Annotated in this window: 22 protein-coding genes, 1 tRNA gene and 1 pseudogene; 8 read left to right on the top strand and 16 right to left on the bottom strand. The window is 46.6% G+C overall.

Going from position 1 to position 21,359, the window contains the following annotated elements:
- Window positions 1-17 precede the first annotated feature (17 nt).
- The 7 genes and pseudogenes from Q366_RS01230 to Q366_RS01195 all read right to left on the bottom strand — a co-directional run bounded on the left by Q366_RS01230 (window position 18) and on the right by Q366_RS01195 (window position 4,342).
- On the bottom strand, window positions 18-584 hold the full coding sequence (locus Q366_RS01230; protein ID WP_035235581.1) for a CarD family transcriptional regulator: 567 nt from the start codon (window positions 582-584) through the stop codon (window positions 18-20).
- Between the two features lie 133 nt (window positions 585-717).
- The gene (gene pth / locus Q366_RS20655; protein WP_084691651.1) at window positions 718-1,296 is read right to left on the bottom strand and encodes an aminoacyl-tRNA hydrolase; all 579 of its coding nucleotides are present in this window, start codon (window positions 1,294-1,296) and stop codon (window positions 718-720) included.
- A 113-nt stretch (window positions 1,297-1,409) separates the two neighbouring features.
- Window positions 1,410-2,030, bottom strand: a complete 621-nt coding sequence (locus tag Q366_RS01215) for a 50S ribosomal protein L25/general stress protein Ctc (RefSeq protein WP_035235578.1) — start codon at window positions 2,028-2,030, stop codon at window positions 1,410-1,412.
- 58 nt (window positions 2,031-2,088) lie between these two features.
- On the bottom strand, window positions 2,089-3,027 hold the full coding sequence (locus Q366_RS01210) for a ribose-phosphate diphosphokinase (protein WP_035235577.1): 939 nt from the start codon (window positions 3,025-3,027) through the stop codon (window positions 2,089-2,091).
- A 45-nt stretch (window positions 3,028-3,072) separates the two neighbouring features.
- Window positions 3,073-3,147 (bottom strand) — tRNA-Gln (locus Q366_RS01205).
- 89 nt (window positions 3,148-3,236) lie between these two features.
- Window positions 3,237-4,055: pseudogene (gene ispE, locus Q366_RS19970) on the bottom strand (4-(cytidine 5'-diphospho)-2-C-methyl-D-erythritol kinase); the annotation flags it as partial.
- Complete coding sequence (locus Q366_RS01195) at window positions 4,055-4,342, bottom strand: DUF1844 domain-containing protein (protein ID WP_051957746.1); 288 nt, start codon at window positions 4,340-4,342, stop codon at window positions 4,055-4,057. The gene Q366_RS01195 and the pseudogene ispE, both read right to left, overlap by 1 nt.
- Before the next feature lie 258 nt (window positions 4,343-4,600).
- Here Q366_RS01195 and Q366_RS01190 point away from each other — a divergent pair, with 258 nt between their 5' ends.
- Genes Q366_RS01190 through Q366_RS01175 form a run of 4 tightly spaced genes read left to right on the top strand, consistent with a single transcriptional unit; the run spans window position 4,601 to window position 9,490 of the window.
- Window positions 4,601-7,006: a hypothetical protein gene (locus tag Q366_RS01190; RefSeq protein WP_035235574.1), complete on the top strand. Its 2,406-nt coding sequence runs from the start codon at window positions 4,601-4,603 to the stop codon at window positions 7,004-7,006.
- Between the two features lie 4 nt (window positions 7,007-7,010).
- Entirely contained in the window at window positions 7,011-8,042 is a 1,032-nt protein-coding gene (locus tag Q366_RS01185; RefSeq protein ID WP_035235573.1) for a phosphatidylserine decarboxylase, read from the top strand.
- Window positions 8,042-9,091: a prolipoprotein diacylglyceryl transferase family protein gene (locus Q366_RS01180; protein WP_035235572.1), complete on the top strand. Its 1,050-nt coding sequence runs from the start codon at window positions 8,042-8,044 to the stop codon at window positions 9,089-9,091. The genes Q366_RS01185 and Q366_RS01180 overlap by 1 nt, the downstream gene beginning before the upstream one ends.
- Complete coding sequence (locus tag Q366_RS01175; RefSeq protein ID WP_245619838.1) at window positions 9,092-9,490, top strand: hypothetical protein; 399 nt, start codon at window positions 9,092-9,094, stop codon at window positions 9,488-9,490. It abuts the gene before it with no gap.
- Between the two features lie 18 nt (window positions 9,491-9,508).
- Here the strand turns inward: Q366_RS01175 and tesB are convergent, their stop codons facing one another.
- The 4 genes from tesB to pspA all read right to left on the bottom strand — a co-directional run bounded on the left by tesB (window position 9,509) and on the right by pspA (window position 12,085).
- Window positions 9,509-10,396 (bottom strand): acyl-CoA thioesterase II, encoded by an 888-nt coding sequence (gene tesB / locus Q366_RS01170; RefSeq protein ID WP_035235571.1) that lies wholly within the window; start codon window positions 10,394-10,396, stop codon window positions 9,509-9,511.
- A 255-nt stretch (window positions 10,397-10,651) separates the two neighbouring features.
- Window positions 10,652-11,095 (bottom strand): envelope stress response membrane protein PspC, encoded by a 444-nt coding sequence (gene pspC / locus Q366_RS01165; protein ID WP_035235570.1) that lies wholly within the window; start codon window positions 11,093-11,095, stop codon window positions 10,652-10,654.
- A gap of 33 nt (window positions 11,096-11,128) precedes the next feature.
- Window positions 11,129-11,374: a phage-shock protein gene (locus tag Q366_RS01160; protein ID WP_035235569.1), complete on the bottom strand. Its 246-nt coding sequence runs from the start codon at window positions 11,372-11,374 to the stop codon at window positions 11,129-11,131.
- Between the two features lie 24 nt (window positions 11,375-11,398).
- Window positions 11,399-12,085 carry a phage shock protein PspA gene (pspA, locus tag Q366_RS01155; protein ID WP_035235568.1) on the bottom strand — a complete coding sequence of 229 codons (687 nt, stop codon included), beginning with the start codon at window positions 12,083-12,085 and terminating at the stop codon, window positions 11,399-11,401.
- A gap of 223 nt (window positions 12,086-12,308) precedes the next feature.
- Between pspA and pspF the strand changes: the two genes are divergently transcribed.
- On the top strand, window positions 12,309-13,412 hold the full coding sequence (gene pspF / locus Q366_RS01150; protein WP_156968080.1) for a phage shock protein operon transcriptional activator: 1,104 nt from the start codon (window positions 12,309-12,311) through the stop codon (window positions 13,410-13,412).
- A gap of 40 nt (window positions 13,413-13,452) precedes the next feature.
- Here the strand turns inward: pspF and Q366_RS19965 are convergent, their stop codons facing one another.
- Window positions 13,453-15,714, bottom strand: a complete 2,262-nt coding sequence (locus Q366_RS19965) for a hybrid sensor histidine kinase/response regulator (protein ID WP_051957745.1) — start codon at window positions 15,712-15,714, stop codon at window positions 13,453-13,455.
- Between the two features lie 83 nt (window positions 15,715-15,797).
- Window positions 15,798-16,574, bottom strand: coding sequence for a substrate-binding periplasmic protein (locus tag Q366_RS01140; protein WP_051957744.1), 777 nt, complete (start codon window positions 16,572-16,574; stop codon window positions 15,798-15,800).
- Window positions 16,575-17,084: 510 nt separating this feature from the next.
- Here Q366_RS01140 and Q366_RS01135 point away from each other — a divergent pair.
- Both Q366_RS01135 and Q366_RS01125 read left to right on the top strand, forming a co-directional pair.
- Window positions 17,085-17,399 carry a hypothetical protein gene (locus Q366_RS01135; RefSeq protein ID WP_035235567.1) on the top strand — a complete coding sequence of 105 codons (315 nt, stop codon included), beginning with the start codon at window positions 17,085-17,087 and terminating at the stop codon, window positions 17,397-17,399.
- A 392-nt stretch (window positions 17,400-17,791) separates the two neighbouring features.
- Window positions 17,792-18,685 carry a lipase family protein gene (locus Q366_RS01125; protein ID WP_035235565.1) on the top strand — a complete coding sequence of 298 codons (894 nt, stop codon included), beginning with the start codon at window positions 17,792-17,794 and terminating at the stop codon, window positions 18,683-18,685.
- A gap of 128 nt (window positions 18,686-18,813) precedes the next feature.
- Here Q366_RS01125 and Q366_RS01120 read toward each other — a convergent pair whose 3' ends face one another.
- The 3 genes from Q366_RS01120 to Q366_RS01115 all read right to left on the bottom strand — a co-directional run bounded on the left by Q366_RS01120 (window position 18,814) and on the right by Q366_RS01115 (window position 20,459).
- A complete protein-coding gene (locus tag Q366_RS01120; protein WP_035235564.1) occupies window positions 18,814-19,209 on the bottom strand; it encodes a type II toxin-antitoxin system HicB family antitoxin in 396 nt (131 codons plus the stop codon).
- A gap of 11 nt (window positions 19,210-19,220) precedes the next feature.
- Window positions 19,221-19,394, bottom strand: coding sequence for a type II toxin-antitoxin system HicA family toxin (locus Q366_RS20650; protein ID WP_084691649.1), 174 nt, complete (start codon window positions 19,392-19,394; stop codon window positions 19,221-19,223).
- Between the two features lie 627 nt (window positions 19,395-20,021).
- On the bottom strand, window positions 20,022-20,459 hold the full coding sequence (locus Q366_RS01115) for a DUF3617 domain-containing protein (RefSeq protein ID WP_035235563.1): 438 nt from the start codon (window positions 20,457-20,459) through the stop codon (window positions 20,022-20,024).
- Between the two features lie 342 nt (window positions 20,460-20,801).
- Between Q366_RS01115 and Q366_RS19960 the strand changes: the two genes are divergently transcribed.
- Window positions 20,802-21,308 (top strand): YkgJ family cysteine cluster protein, encoded by a 507-nt coding sequence (locus Q366_RS19960; RefSeq protein WP_051957743.1) that lies wholly within the window; start codon window positions 20,802-20,804, stop codon window positions 21,306-21,308.
- The last annotated feature ends 51 nt before the right edge of the window (window positions 21,309-21,359 follow it).

Genomic DNA, 21,359 nt, shown 5'->3' with positions numbered 1-21,359 from the left:
TATCAGGATCAAGGTGTTTAGCTGAACAAATTTTCAATTTCTTTTATCATGAGCGCTTCATCAACATCCTTGGCCATGGAAAGTTCCTGGACCAGAAGATTCTGGGCAGTATCAAGAAGTTTTCTTTCGCCGAAACTCAGGTCTTTTGCAAGCTTAAGCTGGAAAAGATCCCTGAACACCTCGGCCACATCATATATGGAACCGGTTTTGATCTTATCCATGTATTCTCTGTAACGACGGTTCCAGGTCTGGTTGTCACTGGCCTGGGCCTTTTTCTGCATCACCTCGTAAACCTGGGGCACCTCGGTCTCAGGAATAACTTCCCGCAAACCTACGGATTCGACATTGGATGTAGGAATCATGATTGTCATACCGTTTTCCACGATTTTCATCATGTAGAAATTCATGGTATCCCCGTTTATTTCCTGGCTTTCGATGGATTCAATGCAGCCGACACCGTGTGCAGGATAGACCGCCATGTCGCCCTTTGAAAACGCTTTTTTGGTTGACTTGCCAGTTACTTCAGTCCTGATTGCCCCAGACCTGATTGCCCCAGATTGGATTGCTCCAGATTGTTTTGCCATTTATGCCCACCTTATTATTTTGATACAGGTTATCCATTCTCAGGCAGAGAACCATATTTAAACAATATTGTCAACTTATTAATTTATTGACAACTTTTGTAAACACGGTTCCCAGGCAAAGTAAAAAAGCGTGTTATCGGGAGGAATTAACGAGATTCATGGCCTTGACGATCCCTTTTTCCAGGATAGAGACGCAGGCGTCACAGGCGTCATCAATAACCTGATTCAGACAGGCCTGCTCGTCAGGGGCATACCGGCCCAGGACATGTCCGGTGACGGATCCTTCATTGCCAGGCCGGCCAATACCCACCCGAACCCGGACACATGCCTTCTGGCCAAAGGCATCAATGATTGAACGGATGCCGTTATGTCCCCCATGTCCCCTGCCCTGCACAATCTTTATCTTTCCAAAGGCAAGATCAATGTCATCATGGACCACAATGATATCCGCTATATCGATTTTGAAATAGGCTGCCAGCTTCTGGATGGGGATGCCGCTTCTGTTCATATACAAAAGGGGCTTGACCAGGAGAACATCCTGAAGCCCCATGCGTGTGCCGGTGTAAGCGGCATTGAACTTTTCCTTGTTCACACAGCACCCGGTCCGATCCGCCAAAGCATCAACTACATCAAAGCCAATATTATGACGGGTTTGGGAATACTGATCTCCAGGATTTCCCAAACCCGCTAATAGTCGTTTTGAGTCAGCCATGACTTATACTTTTTATATGAAAAAGTTTAACCACGGAATCACAGAAGGCACTGAAGATAAAATTCTATGATTTCCGTGTGTTCTGTGGTTAAAACGTCAAAAAGGTGTTGGATCTATTCAGCAGCGGCTTCAGCAACACCAGCTTCTTCAGCTTCACCTTCGTTATCATCCGAGCTACCCGCAGGCGGAACAATGGTGACTACGGTAAAATTGTTGTCAAAAGGAATCTCAATTTCGGTTCCCAAATCAATATCTGCCACATGAATGGAATCCCCGATTTCCAGTTTTGAAATATCGAGTTTAACACTTTCGGGGGTATCTTTGGGTTTGCAAAGCACTTCAAGCTCACGACGGATGATCTGGAGCATACCGCCTTCTTTGACGCCGGCGCAGACACCTTCGGTTTCAACCGGAACGACAATGGAGACTTTTGCATCCATATCAATTTCATGAAAATCAATATGCAGGTAACGCAGGCCAAAGGGATCCATCTGGATATCCTTGAGCATAACCATTCTGCTGGTCTCGCCTTGGATTTTCAAATCAAAAAAAAGACCCGTGGTGCCGTTATCCCTGATCACCTTATCAAAGGTGTTAACATCAATCGATACTTTTACAGGCTCAATTTTTGCGCCATAAACAATGCCCGGGATAGCTTTGTCGGCCCGTAATCTTCTGGCAGCACCCTTTCCGGTGCTCTCTCTTTTTGCGACACTTAATTCTATAAGTTCCATTTTAACCCTTTCGTACCCGCCCTTTCACAAAAAAGACAGGTTGATCAAATATATCTTTTTATACAAATAAAGAATTTACAGAATCTCCCCTGTAGCTGCGCATAATGGCCTCCCCGACAAGTTTTGCAATGGAAAGCGTCTTTATTTTGCTACAGGAACGGGCCTCTTCAGACAAGGGGACGGTATCCGTTGCAACAAGGGAGTTCAAAGATGATTGTGTTATTCTGTCAATGGCCGGACCTGATAATACCGGATGGGTACAATAGGCATGCACTTCCTTGGCACCCTTTTCCCTGATAACGCCGGCAGCCTCGGTCAGGGTCCCGGCCGTGTCCACCATATCGTCAATAACCAGGGCAATTTTGCCTTCCACATCTCCGATAATGGCCATGGCCTTGGCCTGATTGGGTGCGCTACGGCGTTTATCCACGATGGCAAGCCCGGCATTTAAGCGCTTGGCATAGGCCCTGGCCCGCTCCACACCGCCTGCGTCCGGAGACACGACAATGATGTCATCACTGAAACGGGTTTTTATATCGTCAATAATAATGGGGGCTGCGTAAAGATTATCCACAGGCACATTGAAAAACCCCTGGATCTGTCCGGCATGAAGATCCATGGTGATGACCCTGTCAACACCGGTTCTTTCAAGCAGTTCTGCAACCACCTTGGCACTGATGGGCACCCGGGGAGAGACCTTCTTGTCCTGGCGGGCATACCCGAAATAGGGAATTACAGCGGTCACCCGGGCAGCAGAGGATCGCCTGAAGGCATCAACAAGCAGCAAAAGCTCCACCAGATTGTCGTTCACAGGCTTGCACGTAGACTGAATCACGTAAACTTCCCGCCGACGTACATTTTCATGAATTTCGACCTGGGTTTCCCCGTCGCTGAACCGGTTGACTTTCAATCGCCCCAGAGGCTTGGCCAGATATTCCGATATTCTTTCTGCAAGGGGGGCATTTGAATTTCCGGCAAAAATTGACAGGCCATTCATATTAGACCTCTTTGTTTTCCAAGCATTTATAGCCCTTTAAAATTTTGGCTGGGGCGAGAGGATTCGAACCTCTGAATGCAGGGATCAAAACCCTGTGTCTTACCGCTTGACGACGCCCCAAAACTCTTTTGTTTACAGCAGCCATTCCAAAGCCCGATCCTGGAAAGAAAAATAAATTTCATATTTTCCGACCGGACCTGCGAAAGCCGTTCATAGTCCCTTTCGGCCACTTTGTGGTCCGAGTAAAGAGCAAAAAGAGACGAGCCGCTTCCAGACATATATATATTTCTTTCCAGCAACAACGCCATCTCTTTTTTTGCAGTACCGATCTCAGGGTATAAATTGCACGCCGGACCTTCAAGATCGTTATGCAAAATTTCCCTGCCATCAAGCTTTTTTCCGAATGGCAACGCATTCGAACTCGGTTTTATAGTATAGGAGGGGGTAAATGTCAATCCAAATTCTAACTTTCTGAAAACATTTACTGTTGAGGCAGGCACACCCGGATTGACAATAATCACCGACAGGTTTGGCATGAATCTGCAGGGCACAAGTTTTTCCCCAACGCCGGAGGCGAATGCCGGGGCTCCGGAAATAAAAAAAGGAACATCTGCACCCAGGGTCAGGCCCAAACGCATCAGTTCATCTGTGGACAAAGGCGTTTCGCAGAGTTCATTCAAAGCCAGGAGTACACAGGCTGCATTGGAACTGCCCCCGCCAAGTCCGCCGCATACGGGGATTTTTTTTTCAATGTGAATTGTCAGATCATGAAAAACACAATCGGCATTCCTGTCAATCATTTCAGACCTGAAAAGGGCTGCGGCCCTGCATGCCAGGTTTCTATCATCTTCCGGTACATCCGGATGGCTGCACACAGCCCTGATGCCGTTGCCTGACCGGACAATCTCCAGGCGATCCGCAAGTGTCAAAGGGACCATAAGGGAAAACAGCTCATGGTAGCCATCAGGGCGCCTGCCCGTGATATAAAGAAATAAATTGATTTTAGCAGGAGAAAGGTACACTTGCATCAGGCCTTGGCCGCCACATAGGCCATGCGCAGTTCACTGAGCAGGGCGGCAAGCAGATTTTCTTCATCCCTGGTCAGATTTCCTGAGGTTTTATTCTGGAGCATTGCAATCATATCAATGGTGTGTTTGGCGATTTCCAGATTTTTTGTTTTTTTCCCGGTGGAGGGATCCTCCACGGTTCCGAGCTGTACAAGACCGGATGAATACAAAGATAAAATAAAACTTGAAAACTCGACCCTGGGCAGTGCGTTTTCAGGGGCTGATCCACCCGTTTTCGCCTCATTCATTATAAATCCATCTCCTTGAGCCATTTTCCCTCCTTTGTGCCACAACGCAAATTTAGGGCACCCCACAAGGTATAAGACAACCATTGTCGTTATCCTGCCTGATTATAGCGTGCCAGATTATAAAAAAACCATCCTTATTTCATACATACAATTATTTCATAAAATCTTAGCACCCTTGTAACACTAATGTAATAATAAAATACTATTTTCTTTAACGTTGAATAGCCACAAACATTCCTGACAGGATGACTCCCCAGCATGATTGCAGCCATAAAACGTAACGAAAACAAAGTGTCCACGCCGTTTGACATGGCCCGGCGTCTGGATCGGATCAGCGCGGCTGTGGGCCTGGATGACCAGACCTTGGACAGTTTTGTCCGGACCCTGCCGTTCATGGCCGGGGATGCCACGGCAGGTGCTGAAAATGAATTTCAGGCAGTGGTTGCCGGGAAACGGGAAAATATCGACCTGGCCCGGGTCATTGAAACATCCAATTATTACCGGAATCTTGTGGAACAGGCCAGAACCGGAGAAACGCCCCAGCGGCGGGTCATGGCATTGGAACGTCTGCTCAAAGATAAGGATGGCCAGGATTGGGAAAATTCCTGGGTGTGGTTTCCCCGCCGGGTGCTGAACCGGTTTGCCAATCAGGTGTTTAACAAAGATCTTAAGGCGGATAAATCCATTCCCGCATCAGAATACCGCAGGGATGCCGCCTGTTTCGTGTTTGAAAAAAACGGAGAAAATCAGGTCCGGGTGCCTGTCTCCTATCTGCTCAAGCTGGCCCTGGCCGATGCGGTTGGCGATGACAATGGTGTGCCGGAACCGGTCAAAACCTGGGGCGAAAAAATGCTGGCCCATTTTTCCAATGACAACAGTTCGCCTGAGCTTTTTTCCTTTTATCCGGTAAAGTCAGATGGTTCAGGGAATTTGGGAGAGAAGCTTGCTGCCGAAACCCTGCTTCGTTTTCTTCTTACCCAGGCCCTGGTAGCCTATGCCGGGCATAAGTTTGAGATTAATGAAAACGGCCAGAAGGTAAAGATTTTTTTCTCCGCCACCCCGCCCGGGGACCAGAAACGGCTTAACGATGTTATTTCAGATGCGTTTTACCGCGAATTATTCATGAGCCCGTGCCTGTCCGGATGGGACCGGGGGGAAGATAAAAAAGAGTACATGAGTGTCTGCCACAAGGTGTTGTCCCGCAGTCAGCTCAATGCCGTGGCCCAGCTCAAGGAGGCAGGCATCATCAACTCCAACCTTGTGGTGCTCCCCAACACCTCTAATGTCAGTCTGGCCAATAACGGCACCCATATCAGTCTTGGCAGTGTCAAACTGTCCCGGTGCATGTCTGATCCGGGTTCAGGGTTTACGGCCCTGGATGAAAAATATACCGGAGATCTGGCCATAAAAATCTGGGAGCATTTTTTGCCCCTGTTTGCCACCACCTATTCGGCTGCCCCCCACAGGATTGATTTCCAGGAGTTTCACCCGGAACGGGTTTTAGGCTTTATGCCCCACGAACTGACCCATACCCATCTGCGCATGATCTGGCGGCGGTGGAAGAAAAAGGCCCATCTCAAGGTCATGGGCCAGGCCCTGACCCCCTTTGGCCCGGTGTGGCTGGACCGTCTGATTGCGAATATATTCAGGCTGAAAGGGGATTTTGTTCCGGATGGCCGGCTCATTGACTATTTTACCTCGGTGATGAGCACCTTCCAAAGCCCGGCCTTGAACGGCAGTCTGGAAAGCGAGGCAGGCCTTAAAAAAGATCTGACCGACATGGGCGTATTTGACGAGCGCATGGCCCTGTACCAGCTGGTTCGTTTGAGGAAATACCACCAGATGGGGTATTCCGGGTTTGAACACCGTTACTTCAGCGTGTTTGAAAATGTTGTCAGGGATATGGGCAAGGCTGCTGATCTGCAGATTCTGATCACGGCCCTGGCCCAGAAGTATATCTATTCCCGGCAGGTCGATCATACCATGATACCGGATTCCCCAACCGTTGAAAGTGAACGCCGCCAGATATTTTTTTGTACAGCCATTGGCATCCCCACTTTTTTTGTCAAAACCCGAACACGGAATCAGTTTTTGGCCAAAATTTTGAAAAATACCGCTAAAACCCGGCAAAGCCACAGGTATCCCGGTTACACCCGGGTGCTGGTCCGGGAATACCAGCGGGCCCTGATCACCCTGGTTCAGACCGAAGGGGCCGACCTTGTGGCGGCATTAAACTGCTCACCCGTTCTGGACGATCTTGACAACCGGGTCAATATGCCGCAGACCTATGCGGCATGGGGCCGGATCACCCAGGGTATTCTTGACAGCTCCGGAAAGCATAAGCCCATGTCCATGAATGGCTCGCTATTTAATACAAAAGCGGAAAGCTATTACGCCCAGACCCTGAGAGCGGCCCATATCAGCCAGGGATTTGACCTGCTCAGCAAGGCCTTTGAGCAGATCGACCTGTGGGCAAGATACCGGGATGCCTCCTACGGGCAGGCCCTTGGGCAGATTCTGGGAAGCCGGGATATCCTCAAGTTTTTAAAATCCATGCGCCAGGATTTCATGGACGACACCTGTGCGCCTGAAACGCTTAAGAAGTTTATTTACCTGATCGTCCTTGTGGTCAGCCGGGAGATGCAGGCCTGGCAGGAGAATTAGCACGATGAAACATCAATATATAGACCGTAAAACCAGGCAGGTCCGAACCGAAACCCTTAAGGCAGATCCTGTTATCAATGCCATTTACTCGCCAATTCGGGAAAATGCCTCCGTTTTGTTTCATCTGATGATTTCAGCCCGGATGTCCAGCCTGATCGGGGCTGTTTCCTATGATCTGCCTTTTTTCAAGCCCCCGTCCGATGCGAAACGTTTCCTGGCTGCCCAAGGCATTGATTTAAGTGAGGTGATCGGGGATCCTGCAACCCTTGATACCCTTCGAAAAGTTTTTGAACGTAAAATTCGCTATGAACAGCTTCGCCCCATGCCTGAACGGACTGATGCGGTGGTCTCACCGTCAGACTCGCGTCTTCTGGTGGGGGCCTTTTCAAAAAACTCAGCCCTTTTTATTAAAGGCAAGTTCTTTGATTTCTATGAGCTTATCGGCCGGGATAAGCCCCAGTGGCTTAACGCCTTTGACCAGGGCAGTTTTGCCCTGACCCGGCTTACCCCGGATAAATATCATTATAACCATACGCCCGTGGCAGGAACGGTATTGGATGTTTACGAAATAGACGGGCATTTTCACTCCTGCAATCCCGGGGCTGTGGTACGTGAGGTGACGCCCTACTCTAAAAACCGCCGGGTGGTCACCATCATTGATACGGATGTGCCCGGAGGCACCGGATGCGGGCTTGTGTGCATGGTGGAAGTGGTGGCCATGATGATCGGAAAAATTGTCCAGTGCTACAGTAAAAAGGGATATGAAAATCCCCAGCCTGTGGTGCCCGGACTTTTCATGGAAAAGGGGTGCCCCAAAAGCCTGTACCGCCCGGGGTCCTCCACAACCATTGTTATATTTCAAAAACAGCGTATCTGTTTTTCCAAAGACTTGCTGGAAAATCAGGTTCGCGCCGACGTGAGCAGCCGTTTCAGTGACGGGTTTGGCAGACCCCTTGCGGAAACGGACGTGGCCGTGCGGTCAGGTATCGGCCATGCTTGCCCTTGTGATGAAACCGCAACATTTGGAGATCTGTAATGACACCCTCTTTTTTTGTTATTGGGCTGGGTCTGTTCATTGGTATTGTTCTGGGATGGGGATTTAAAACCCTGCCCAAAGAAAGGTGGCAGATGGTGGCGGCTTTCCCGCTGGAAAAGCTGGACCAAAGCCAGTGGCGGGGAATGAATCTGACCTGGTACGGACTTTTGTCCGCCAATGCTTACACCTTTGGCGTGATGATGGCCGTGGTTCTGGCTGCATCGGCCGGGATGCCCATTTCTGTGCTGGTGCTGTTGACGATTCTGCTGCTGGCCGTGACCATTCCGGCGTCTAAAATTGTTGCCCGGGTTGTTGAAAAGAAAAAAGCCACCCTGACCATTGGCGGGGCCGTGTTTACCGGTGTGGTAACCGCACCCTGGATCATTATGCTGGTGAATGCCACGCTGGGAACAGCTTTCAAATTTCATATCCCCGTTGCCGTGATGATGGCCTGTTTAAGCATTGGTTATACGTTTGGAGAGTCTTTGGGGCGTCTTGCCTGCCTAAGCTTTGGCTGCTGCTATGGCAAGCCCCTGGGCCAGTGTTCCAGGCATATCCGCAAATTGTTTAAACATTTTAATGTGGTCTTTACCGGGGATACCAAAAAAGTAGCCTATGCCTCGGGTATGGCCGGTGAAAAAATGATTCCCATCCAGATGATCACCGCCGTTATTTATGCGATATCCGGCCTTGTCGGAACCTTTCTGTTTCTCCGGGGTTTTGCCGGAACAGCCCTTGTGGAAACCCTGGCAGTGACCCAGATCTGGCGGGTGGTGTCTGAATTTTTCCGGGCGGATTTCAGGGGCCAACGCAAATTTTCCATATATCAGATCATGGCCCTGGCAGCCATTGCTTATACCATCGCGCTGCTGGCCTTTTTCCCTGATCCTGAAATGTCCGTTTCCCTGGATAACGGATTTAAAGCCCTGTGGCATCCGGGTATGATTCTTTTTTTCCAGGGCATCTGGATTGTCTCTTTTCTTCATTCGGGCCGAAGCTCTGTCACTGCATCCAAAATTTCTTTTCATGTGGTCAAGGAAAATATTTAATTGATCATACACATCAGAAAATCCCATGAATTTGGAGGCATGTGTTTTCTGTGGTGCTACGACATCGTAAAGTATGTCGTATTCAAAGGCCTTCTGGAAAGCCGGGGGATTGATCCCCTGGTATTTCTATTTTTTGACATGATCACCGTACCCGGATTTATTGTGGGCTGTTCCCGCCTGATTAACGCCCTGACCGGCCAGGTCATGGCATGGCCCAAGGTGCTGGTCTGGGGGATTATTGTTCTGATCAATACCCTGCTGCCCTATGTGTATGCAGCGATTGCAGGCGGGCCGCAATTTGACACCGTGGCCTGGGTGGTGTTCTGGGCCCTGATTTTGCTGATGCTTGCAAATCTGATACGCACGATTAGAGCCGGTTTGATTGCACAAAAGCAGTGACACGGCCCAGGATTCACCTCATACTTTGTCTTTCTCCACCCTTCTGATCAGTCCTTCCTGGGCCACGCTGGCCACAAGCTTGCCGTCCCGGGTGTAGATGGAACCGTGGTTAAGTCCCCGGCCCATGGCCGCATTGGGACTGTGGATCACATGGAGCAGCCAGTCGTCCATCCGAAAATCCCTGTGGAACCAGATCGCATGATCCAGGCTTGCCACCTGCATGTCCGGGGACCAGAAGGTTTTGGCATGGGGATAAAGGGCTGTGGGGACCAGGTGAAAATCCGATGCATAGGCCAGCATGTACCTGTGGGTTGCGGCATCGTCAGGCAAAGGGCCGGTGGCCCTGAACCAGACATATTTGTCCGGTGGCATGGGAACAGGATGAAAGGGATTTACCGGATTGACGACCCGCAGTTCAATGGGATTGGGATACAACAGTTTTTTTACAATATCTTCAGGAATATTCCTGGCATAGCGTACGATCATATTGTAATCACTTTCCACGCCGTCGGGGCCTTTAACATCAGGCATGGGGTCCTGGTGGTGAAACCCCTCTTCGAATTTATGAAATGAGGCTGACATGGAAAAGATGGTCCGGCCCTTTTGTACGGCCTTGACCCGCCGGGTGGTAAACGAGTGGCCGTCCCGGGTGCGTTCCACCATATACACAATGGGGCAGGCAGCATCCCCGGCCCGAAGAAAATATCCGTGCAGGCTGTGGGCACAAAGATGGTCCGGCACTGTGCGGGATGCCGCAGATAATGCCTGGCCCAGGACCTGTCCGCCGAATACATTGCCATAGCCTAAGTCCTGGCTCTGGCCCCGAAAAATGTCCTCTTCAATTTTTTCCAGGCTGAGCAGCCCCAAAAGTTCCTTAAGTACATTTTGTCCAACACTGTCTGTCATGATATTCCCCTAAATATTTCAAACCGGTCAGGCCACCCACTATCACGGGATACACATGATTGGCATCTGCGTGCCCCTTGAATCACGTAATTGCTATGTATAATTCTTTAAAACTGCAAATACAAGAAGGTACTTTTTCCCATGTGCGCAGATGAAATTTTTTGATGAATAAAAAACGCCCGCCCGTTACCGGGCAGGCGAAAAAAGGAAAAGAACAACGCAGTTTATTGCTCTTGGCTTGACCTAACACTATTTTTATTTAAAATCAAATTCTTTTGACGTGACCGTATGTTCCATGCGCTGAATCCGGCGATCAATATTGTCAAATTTTTTTTTAATCCGCTGGATAGCCGAGGACCTTGACCGGGCATAGGCGTGATAAAATTCTTCGTCACTTTCATTTTCCAGTGGAATGACAGGCTCAAGGTTAAGCAAAACGCCTGCAACAAGATAAAGGACGCCGATAGGCCAAAATCCAGTGAATAAAAATAAAACCAATACAACAACCCGGGTCCAGAATACCGACATGTTGAAATGCTCTGCCAGGCCCCGGCAAACACCGAAGATGATGCCCCGCCTGGAACGGTAAAAGCCCTCGGCTGCGGTCAGGCGGTCCATTTTCTGGCGGAATCCGCCATGTTTTGCCCGCCCCCACATGCCTTTGCCTGCACGTTGATAACGGTTTTTATGGTATCTCATTTTTTATCCTTTCAGGCATGTTGCCAACCGCTGTTAACGGTTCTGGTGCCCACGTTCGATGAGTATGGTTTCAAGGGCCTCAACCCGTTCCTCCAGTTTTGGCAGGGCATTGTATATGTCCTGAATCATTCTTGTCTCTTCGGCCCGGGTATCTTTATCATGATTTGAAAGTCCTCCGGTTCTGGCTGTCCGGATAATACCGATAATGATGATTCCCAGGGTAATCAGGGCCAGTATTGACCCGCCGACACAGATCATTGCAATGAATACGCCGCTCATATCCCTCCTTTGACATTGTCAGGGTTAGTTCTGGGATTTTGTATCATTAATTGTTCCGGATTGGGAGGATTTCAATGCATTCAGTTCCTTTTCGATCTCCTCGTCAGCTGCCAGGTCATCAAAGGCGGTTTCAAGACTGGATCGTCTGCTGAAATCAACTAAATCAGCTTCAGCTTCCATACGCTCAATATGATTTTCCATCTCGTCAAATTTCTTGATCACTTCGGAAGAGTCTGCCCTGCGGATTTCCTGCCTGGCCCGTTTCTTATGCTGGGCCCGGATATGCCGCTGTACCAGCATGCGCTGTTTTTCCCGGGCGGATTTCAGCTTGTTTTCAAGTTCTGTAATGTCGTCTTTGTACTGATCCACCAGGACCGCAAGATCCACGAGTTCTGCGTCCACCACTTCCAAACGCTGGCTGAATCTGCGTCTTTCCATCAGGGCCTGGCGGGCCAGGTCATCCCGGCCTTTGGTCACTGCCAGTTCTGCTTTTTCGTTCCAGAACACCTCTTTTTCCCGGGTCTCCTGCCCTAAACGTTCCACTTTCTTATGATTGGCAATGGTGCCGGCACAGGATGATTTAAGCTCAATCAGGGTGTCTTCCATTTCCCGGATCATGAGCTTGATCATCTTTTCAGGATCTTCGGCCTTGTCCAGCATGGCGTTGATGTTTGAAGAGACAATGTCTCTGAAGCGTGTAAAAATACCCATTTGTATTCTCCTTTTGTAGATTTTTTGAATTCTTTTGCGCCTGTTGTTTTCAAGCTTTATCAGAGCAGAAGAGCAGAAAATGTGCCACAAGGTATGAGATTTATATTCTCTTTGCATCTCAAATGGTTATCTCTTTTGATGGTGCATTTTGGGTGGTGAAATAACCTGCAATATGGTATGGAATGCTAAGATTTAGTTTAATTGACCATAGCCGGAGGTGGTGGTGGCATATACCGATTCCATGGATAACAGCACCGGGCCTGTGAGCATGTCCGAGGCCCTGGGCCAGTCCGAAGCGTTTTTAAGTTTCCAGGAGCAGATTTCCCGGGTCGCGCCCATTGATCGGCCTGTACTGATTTTAGGAGAGCGGGGCACAGGCAAGGAACTGGCTTCCGCACGGCTTCATTTTTTATCCCGGCGCTGGCAAAAGCCTTTTGTTACGCTGAATTGCGCGGCCTTAACCGCCACCCTGATCGAATCCGAGCTTTTCGGATATGAGAAAGGTGCGTTTACCGGAGCCGGTACCCGCCGGATCGGACGGTTTGAACAGGCTGACGGCGGCACCCTGTTCCTGGATGAAATCGGAAATATTCCCATGGAAGTCCAGGAAAAAATTCTTCGGGTGGTTGAATACGGCCGGTTTGAACGGGTGGGGGCAGTTAATCCTGTCCATACCGATGTTCGCATCGTGGGGGCTGCCAATGTGGATCTGGCCCAAATGGTCCGGCTCGGCCTTTTTAAGCAGGATCTTCTGGACCGTCTCTCCTTTGAGGTGATTTATGTCCCCCCGTTGCGGGTGCGCACAGGAGATGTCATGCTGCTTGCCGATCATTTTGCCGGACGCATGGCCTTTGAACTGGGGTTTGATCAGGTGCCGCAATTTGGAAAAAAAGCGGTCCGGGACCTTGAAACCTATGCATGGCCCGGTAATGTCCGGGAATTAAAAAATGTGGTGGAACGCGCTGTGTATCGGACAAACGGCCCGGTCATTACCCGGATTGATTTTTCACCGTTTGCATCGCCCTTCGGCCCCCTGCCCGGACCTGGGACATCCTCAACCGAACTGGCTGAAAACCGGACAACTTCTCTGTCTGCTGATACAAAGGCGGTCCAGTGCACAGAAAAGTCATCTGCCCCCAGTGAAGATGCAGTTCTGCCGCTGGCACAACTGGCTGGTCTGCCGCTGAAAAAGGCAGTGCTTGCCCTTGAGCGTTTCCGCTTATCCCAGGCCCTGACCGCAACCCGGTTCAACCAGAAACAGGCCGCAGCAAACCTTGGGATATCCTATGACCAGTTCCGGGGCCTGAAAAAAAGACATGGGATGTGACCCTCCGGCAGTTTAATGTCAAAAGCCCGGGTTATTTTTATTATTTTTCATCCAGTATCGATCTTATTTTGATGGAAAGGTCTTGTTTTGAAAACGGTTTGTTTATGAAATTAAACCCCTCATCCAGTACTCCCCTGTGTGCAATGACATTGGCGGTATATCCAGACGTAAACAGGTGCTTTATATCAGGAAATAATTTTATAACAATTTTGAACAGCTCCCGCCCATTCATGGAAGGCATAACAACATCGGTCATCAATAGATGGATCGCTATCCCTGGCCGGCTGCAAATGCGTATTGCTTCATCCGGCGTATTGGCTGCCAATACATGATATCCCAGTCGCTCCAACATAATTTTTGTCATTTTTAAAATTGACGCTTCATCTTCTACAAGAAGTATTGTTTCGGACCCCTGTTGAACTGTTTCACTACTGATTACGGCATCTTCTACTCTTGGATCCTCATGCTGGGGGATGTACAATTTAAACGTAGTGCCTTCTCCAGGTTCACTATATACATGTATAAACCCTTTATTTTGTTTTATAATGCCATAAACGGTCGCCAAACCAAGACCTGTTCCCTCTCCGATTTTTTTTGTAGTGAAGAAAGGTTCGAACAAATTGTCAAGGATCTCCTCATCCATCCCGCAGCCATTGTCGCTGATTCCTATTAAAACATAATTCCCGGGCTTAAATCCCTGGTGGGCCATGCAATACTCTTCATCAAAATAAACGTTATCCGTTTCTATGGTGACCTTACCCACATCCTTTATTGCGTCCCTGGCATTTACACATAAATTGGCTAACATCTGATCAATTTGAGAAGGATCTGCCTGAACAGACCATAAATCTTTTTTAGGGGACCACGACAAATCAATATCTTCTCCGATTAACCGCTTTAACATTTTTAGCATTCCTTCAATTGCCGTATTCAAATTAATGGTTTTGGGAGAAATCGTCTGCTTTCGCGCAAAAGCCAGCAATTGTCGTGTGAGCGCTGCAGATCGCTCTGCTGCCTTTTGGATCTCTTTAACATTACAAAGAAATTGATTATTCGCCCCGAGATCTTCCATAAGCATCTCCGAATTACCTAAAATGATGCTAAGCATATTGTTAAAATCATGAGCAATACCACCCGCAAGCCTTCCAATTGATTCCAATTTCTGGGCCTGTTGAAGTTGTTTTTCAAGGTTTTCTTTTTCTAATTGCGCCGTTTCCCGGTGGGAGATGTCATTTATGATTATCAGGCCGATCTCATCAAGCGGTACCATATAAAATTCACAGGTCTTCCTTGATCTTTCTTTTGTCGTCAACTCCCATATTTGCATTTTAATTTCTTTTTTTTCTTTTTGGGCACGCTCAACGGCATTGATCCAAGACTGTTTGACTTTTTCCCGATAGATTTCGTTTGGATAGGCAATCTTCCACCATTCGTCGGCCGTTGAGACATCATTTATCGTATAACCGAACAATTCAGTGAATTTGTCATTCATGAATAAGATGTCCTGATTCTTATGGGTAATGAGCATTGGCAAAGGCGATTTTTCAATCAATCTCTTTAACCGTTTTTCAGCTTTTTCAGCTTCTTTTTCAGCTAACTTGACAGCTTTTATATGATTGATATGATTTTCATTCATGGCGTTAATGGATTGAACAAGGTGTTCCAATTCATCCTGATATTTTTGATGTTTCCGCTCTAATTTTAAAGGGATATATCGTTCTTCAAAATTTAAATTCTTTGCATAGCTGGCCATGAAGACCAGATGTCTGCCAACAAGCATATAAAAAAGGAAAAATATAAACGCTGATACAAGAAAAATTGTTATGGCCTGTGTAACAAAAATTATAGCAAGCCTGTTCAATAACCGTATGTATACGCCCTTTAAACTTGCAGTGACGATTAGAATACCTAAATCGTTATCCTGTCCCTTATAGGTGTGAACAAGCTTAAATTCATGTTGAATTATGCTATCCGGCTCAGGTTTCCCGGCCGAGCTGAAAAGTTGTTTGTCCTGCCATATTTCAAGATGCTGAATATCGGGCAGCTGCAGAATCCCATTGAGCAATATATCTGCCTGTTGTCTGTCTATGACCCACAGACTGGTACTCAGACTCTGCAGGTAGCTCGACTCAATTTGTTTAAATGTTTTTTGTATGGATTTTATATCGCTGGAATATTCAACATAAAGTTGTAGCAAAGTCCCCAGAAAGGTGACGGCTGAACTAAAAAGGAGAATAAAAACAATAAATCTGCGACCGACACTATGCTTAAATCTGACTATATTTTTATTGTATGGGAACATTATTCAATCTTTTTATAAAAAATTAAATTACGGCACGGCACTTCTCCTCAAGACATAATTTGCAAACGAATTTGATATGTTGTTTAATATTCAGACCAATCAATTATATCAAAATACTTCATTTTTAAAACGTTAATCTCTCTATTTTTTTTGATCAAAAATTGATTGAACACGTTGATCAGCTCAGGGTGCTTGGTTGTAGAGAGGGCGAAAAAGGACTTTGAATAGGGCAGACTGGGGTCAAATACAAGGGCATCAGGTTGTTTGAAAATTTCACGCAATTGGTATGAAGCTACATTTATATCAAGATAAACCGCATCAATACGCCCGAGAAGGGCTTGCGCCAACAAGCTGTCAAAATGTTGATTTGGATGGATCGTCATTTTCCCAGCTTTTATGAAATCCATGAAAGGCAGAGGCGTAAAGCCTAAAATTGCTCCTAAAGCTTGTACGTTTTCAACGCCAAGCCCCTTTCGTTCAGGGAGCACCACAGCACCAGCCAGGTATTGTTCAACCGCGTTACTGTAAACAACAGACTTTCCCTTTTTAATGTCCGTATGCCAGCGCGGGTTATCAGGATATTTGAAATCTATTTTTTTCTCAACCAACTCCGTAAATAATCGATTAACCGGCAATGCACGATATGTGAAACGAATACCTGCATACTGGGCAAAAAGGTTAAACAGTTCACGTGCAAAACCACCATATTCAGAGTTCTCTATCGTGTAATGCGGAAGATATTCAATATTTTCAACGCCGACAATATAGGTATCTGTTTTATTCCCGGCAAAGGAAGGATCTGTCATCAAGAATATAAAAATAAAAACAATCGTGACATGTAACATATCGTATTTTTTCATAATCAACACAGATTTGCCTTATTTTTCATTCTTAAGAGAATTTTCATCGGTATAAAAAAAACATCAGAACATGAAATTCTCTTGAATTATTTTTGGAGCGTAGAGCGTTATAAATCATTGCCATCTTACAAAATCAAGTTTAAAAAAACAACCGGATCAAAAAGTAATCAGCACACAATCCCCAAAAAAATGAATCAAGCTGTCACTGGCCGGGGCTCTGCTTTTAGATCTTCTATTTCCATGTCACAGTTGCCAAAACGTCGGGGTTCACCCGGAATGATCTCCAATAAAATCTATCCCTATCCATACGAAAAAACAATAAAAAACTAAGGGTTTACCCGATATACATCTATTCAGCTAAATGATACAAGGCAAGTGAGTCAGAGCTAAGTTATATTTTTATTTCAAGCTGTTCTATCTAAAACGAATAGGCATAATCTGCCTGTAACCATAATTAGCCTATTCTGTTTGATTAACTAAACATAACATTTTTTCTACAAAGGAGGAGTTATGGCTGCTTGTAAAGATGTAAAATTTGTAATCACCAACGATAGAGCCCAAGAGATCAAAATTCTTAAAGCTCAATATTATGACACAGAAAGAGAAAAATGGCGAACCGAGGACTTTGGGCCTTGGAAGATAGCTTCAAAAACTACGGATTCATCAACTGAAAATCTCGAGTATGTTAAAAATCAAGAGGTAAAAATAAAGATTGAATGGAAATATAATACTGGTGGAATGCATTGGAGCGATGCGCACACCACAGAACCACAAGTCATACCAAAGTGCTCTGGAGGGCAAACCGTCAAATTCATAATAACATAATAGAAAACTGGGGTTGTCCAGAACCATATTTGATTTGACGATTTCCTGACATGGAGTAAGGCTAAAGCCGACAGCACTATTGAGATCTCGAACGACAATGTCACTATGAATAACCGTATAATACAACCAGTAGGGTAGAATGATGTAATGGGATATTAATGCCCTATGTTGACGGGCGTTAATATCCCATCCCGCATAATCTGGGTGTCTAAGCCCGCTGTATTCAATTGCTTTCTTTTAGGCATGTTACATCCACTGCTTCAGAAAAAGGCATTGCAGCTAATTTTGAAGTTATATAAACGTCTCAGGAAGAAATATGGAACAAAGAGACGCATCCACGGTAAAAAAAATTGTGGCAATACTTATCACCAAACACGAAAAAGGATACAAAAATGACCTGTATGCTGAAGAAGATGCTGTGCGCAAGCAGATGCGCCGAAATGCTCGAATCCACGCAAATCGAATTCGAAGCGCCAACTGGAGAGTATTATTTCAACTACTATGAACCGGTGGACTGGTTGGAGACCCCCGCGGCCATCGTTCAGGGCACCAATGCAGCCCTTGTTGGTGAGACTAATGGAAACATCATTGTAGCCTTCAGGGGAACCTTAAGTTCCTTCGGAACCTTAGAAGACATATTTTGCTCAATCGCGGACTGGCTTGAAGATTTTAATATTCAATTGGTTCCACATCATGGTGTTGATGGCAAAGTACACCAGGGCTTCCTTAATGCGGTGCAAACGATTTATGATGGCATCATTAACGAGATAGAAAAGCTTGGCTCAGATAAACCCGTTTATATTACGGGCCACAGTAAAGGTGCTGCCATGGCCGTTGTCTTCGCAGCCCTTTGGCATGCAGACAACCGTCCAGCCCCTAAAGGGCTAAATGTATTTGCAGCCCCGCGCAGTGGCGACAAGGAGTTTATTGCCAAGTTCCCGTATACGATTGTTCCATTCCAATACATTTATGACGTCGTGCCTTATCTGCCGCCCTTTGGTCCTATAACCAATGACATTATTGATCTGGTTGAACGCTTATGTGACATGGACAAGGAGTCCCTTATTGCAAAACTCCAGAAGGATTATGAATACGGTGCTTATCAAACCATTCAGCTCATCAAAGAGAATGAGCAAATCCACGAAATTTCTGGAAACAATATTTTCGAGGAGGTCATTGATGTCGTCGAAATGGCGTGGCACGATATCACGGATGTGACCCAAATTAGCGATCAGCACTCCTTAGACAAAGGAAAAGGCGGGTATTACGGCGCTCAGTATAAATAAAATCGTTTCCATACCGGCCTCAGAAAACTTTGCACGAATTCCAGAGACATGATACCGAATTCAGTAAAATCAAATATCATGTCCCTGGAAAGACCATGATCTCCAAATTTGGAGAAAGAAAATCCGGTTCATTCTAAAACCCGTTCAACCGCCCCACAAATAAACCGGGATCTATCAAGCCCGTCCTGTTTTTTTACATACTCATTCACCCGGTCCAGCAGATCTACTGGCACCATGACGTTAATTCGTTTTTTAGGACGATATTCGTCCATGGCTTTTTCTGACGGCACCACAGGGAAAACAAGCTCTCCCTGCTTCGCCTCTTTTTTAATTTCAGCATAACCCCTTGGGGCTTCATATTCCCGACCCTTGCGGCCCAGAACCATCATGGCACTTAATGCGTCCACAGCCATTACAAGAGACTCCTCAACAGTATCTCCGCAGGTGTTCACGGAAGGGGCATCGGGGAACCGGACGGACCAGCCGTCGTCATCCGGTGAAAAAATTGCGTAATAAATATCCATTGGCACCTCCTTTACTTGTCTGCTTGTTTTATAATGCCTTTTGCCGTGCCTTCTTTTATCTCGGCATGCCGGGGAACTGTGAATCTGTAACCGTTTTTGCTTTCCCATACTTCATGGGAGCCGCCCTGGCGAATCATGATGGCTCCTTTTTCTTTGATGGCTTTCAGCAGTTTTTCTTTCTTCATTCATTCCCCCTTTGCTTGAATTTAATTTACATCTATGTGTAAATATCCTCAAGTGATTTTTTACGTGCGTGTGTATTTTTTTATAAAAGCTTTTTTTAAAAAATAGCAGGAATTCAGAGCATCAAAAAATGTACAATAAATGCTGCCTGTTGTAAAAACAGTACAAATTATTTTTCCGGTTAAAGTTTAAGTTGCTTTTCTCACGTCAAAATATGATTCTGTGAAAAACACTCAATATCCCTATTTTAATAAGGAGGTGTCGTCTTCAGAAAAAGCAAAACAAAATCATCGAGGACAGTCGAGAAGAAGCAAAGAAGAAGGAAAGCAGCATTCAGAAAAAAAACAAATAACAATCATACCGGCAAATCCGTTGATTCGCAGGCAGGAAGCGATTAAAGAAGTTCGTTGGATAAGGCTTTGACGAATTTTATAATATCGCAAAACCCTGAAAAGAATGGGTCGTCGGAAAACAGGACGATGTTGTTTTCATCACCCCTTTGGCCGGTCTGACAGACAACCGGGTGCAGGCCAATTCGCGTGGGACCAAAGCGGGCGTATTGGTCTCAGCCGCAGTATTGCAACCGAAATGGCCCGCCTTGGCATTCGTATCAACGTTGTGGCACCAGATTAATTGGATGCCGGGCAGGGGCCTTTCAATTCGCCGGTCATATATTCAGTCAAATCCGACACGCCACCATCTGGATCTTCAATAATGGTATGCAGATAGCCTTCCATGGTGTTCCCGTTAAAAATCATTTCAATCCGGGTTTCAAGAAGTTTGCCGTTTTCATCTTTGCAGGTCCGGGTAACCACCACCTGTTGCCCGTCATATTCGGTATCGGAATACTCGCACCGGTTTCCCTTTGAAGGATCAACCGGAACCGGCTGGGACTGGGACAGGCAGCAGGAAAACACATTGGGTTTATTTTCAGAACCGTCTCCGGCTGAATCCGGTTCAATTAATATTTCCCAGGATCCTTCCTGAATATCCATATCTGACCAGGCACAGGTTACCAGAACCAGGCTCAGCAGCGCCCCGAAAAACAACAATGCAAATTTTTTCATACATCCTCCTGAATTAACATTTTAATCATATGGCCCTGGCAAGACTCAGGGCCTTCAGGCAATAAAGCAAAAATAGTGCCGTTTCAACACAGCAATTAACGCTACCCTGTCACCCAGGAAAACCAAAATTATTATGGGTATGCACCTGATAATATCAGGACAATCCATGTCCGGTTTTTTAAAAAAACGGACAGTCAGAGACCTGAATAATAACCCCGAATGGCTCCATCGTCTTATTATCACAACATCAAACAGATGGCACTTAAGTTGCTTATACGCCCATGGAACCCAGACCGGTTTTTTAACCGGTTTTTATCTTGAAACCGATTCTGGAGTATTTTTATGGTTATGCCTTGTGCAATCTGCGCAAGCCTTGGCAAATCATGCTGCAAAGGATACCAGATTTACCTGACACCCGGAGATATTTCCCGTATTTCCGATTATTTGAAAGCATCTGATTTTTATACTGTCGAGCCCCCGGTACTAACGGATATAGAACCGGATTATGACCCGTTGTGGCTACCCATGATCATGTCAGAAGACCATCAGGTCCGGGTATTAAAAAGAGGGGCGGATAAACAGTGCTACCTGGCCACAGACAGGGGATGCCTGCTTCCCCTGAACCGGCGGCCATTGATCTGCAGACTTTTTCCATACGATTTTAAAGAAACCTGCATCCTGGGGATAGACGCATCCTGCCCCATTTCAAAAGACCGGAACTGGCAGACGGTGCTGGACCGGATGGACATGACCGAAGCCAAAGCAAATTTATGGCGGGATCTTTTATATGAGGAGATCCGGGGCAAGAACGATCCGGTTGGCTCCCCCTTATCCTGTGAAAACGGATAACATCGTTAAACGCCTGCCACAGGCTTTATTTAGCAGGAAAGGGACGGCGGG

This window comes from Desulfobacter vibrioformis DSM 8776 (assembly GCF_000745975.1).
GTDB classification, from domain to species: Bacteria; Desulfobacterota; Desulfobacteria; order Desulfobacterales; family Desulfobacteraceae; genus Desulfobacter; species Desulfobacter vibrioformis.
The sequence above is the reverse complement of the archived record's forward strand: the minus strand, read 5'-3'. Positions and strand labels throughout refer to the sequence as shown.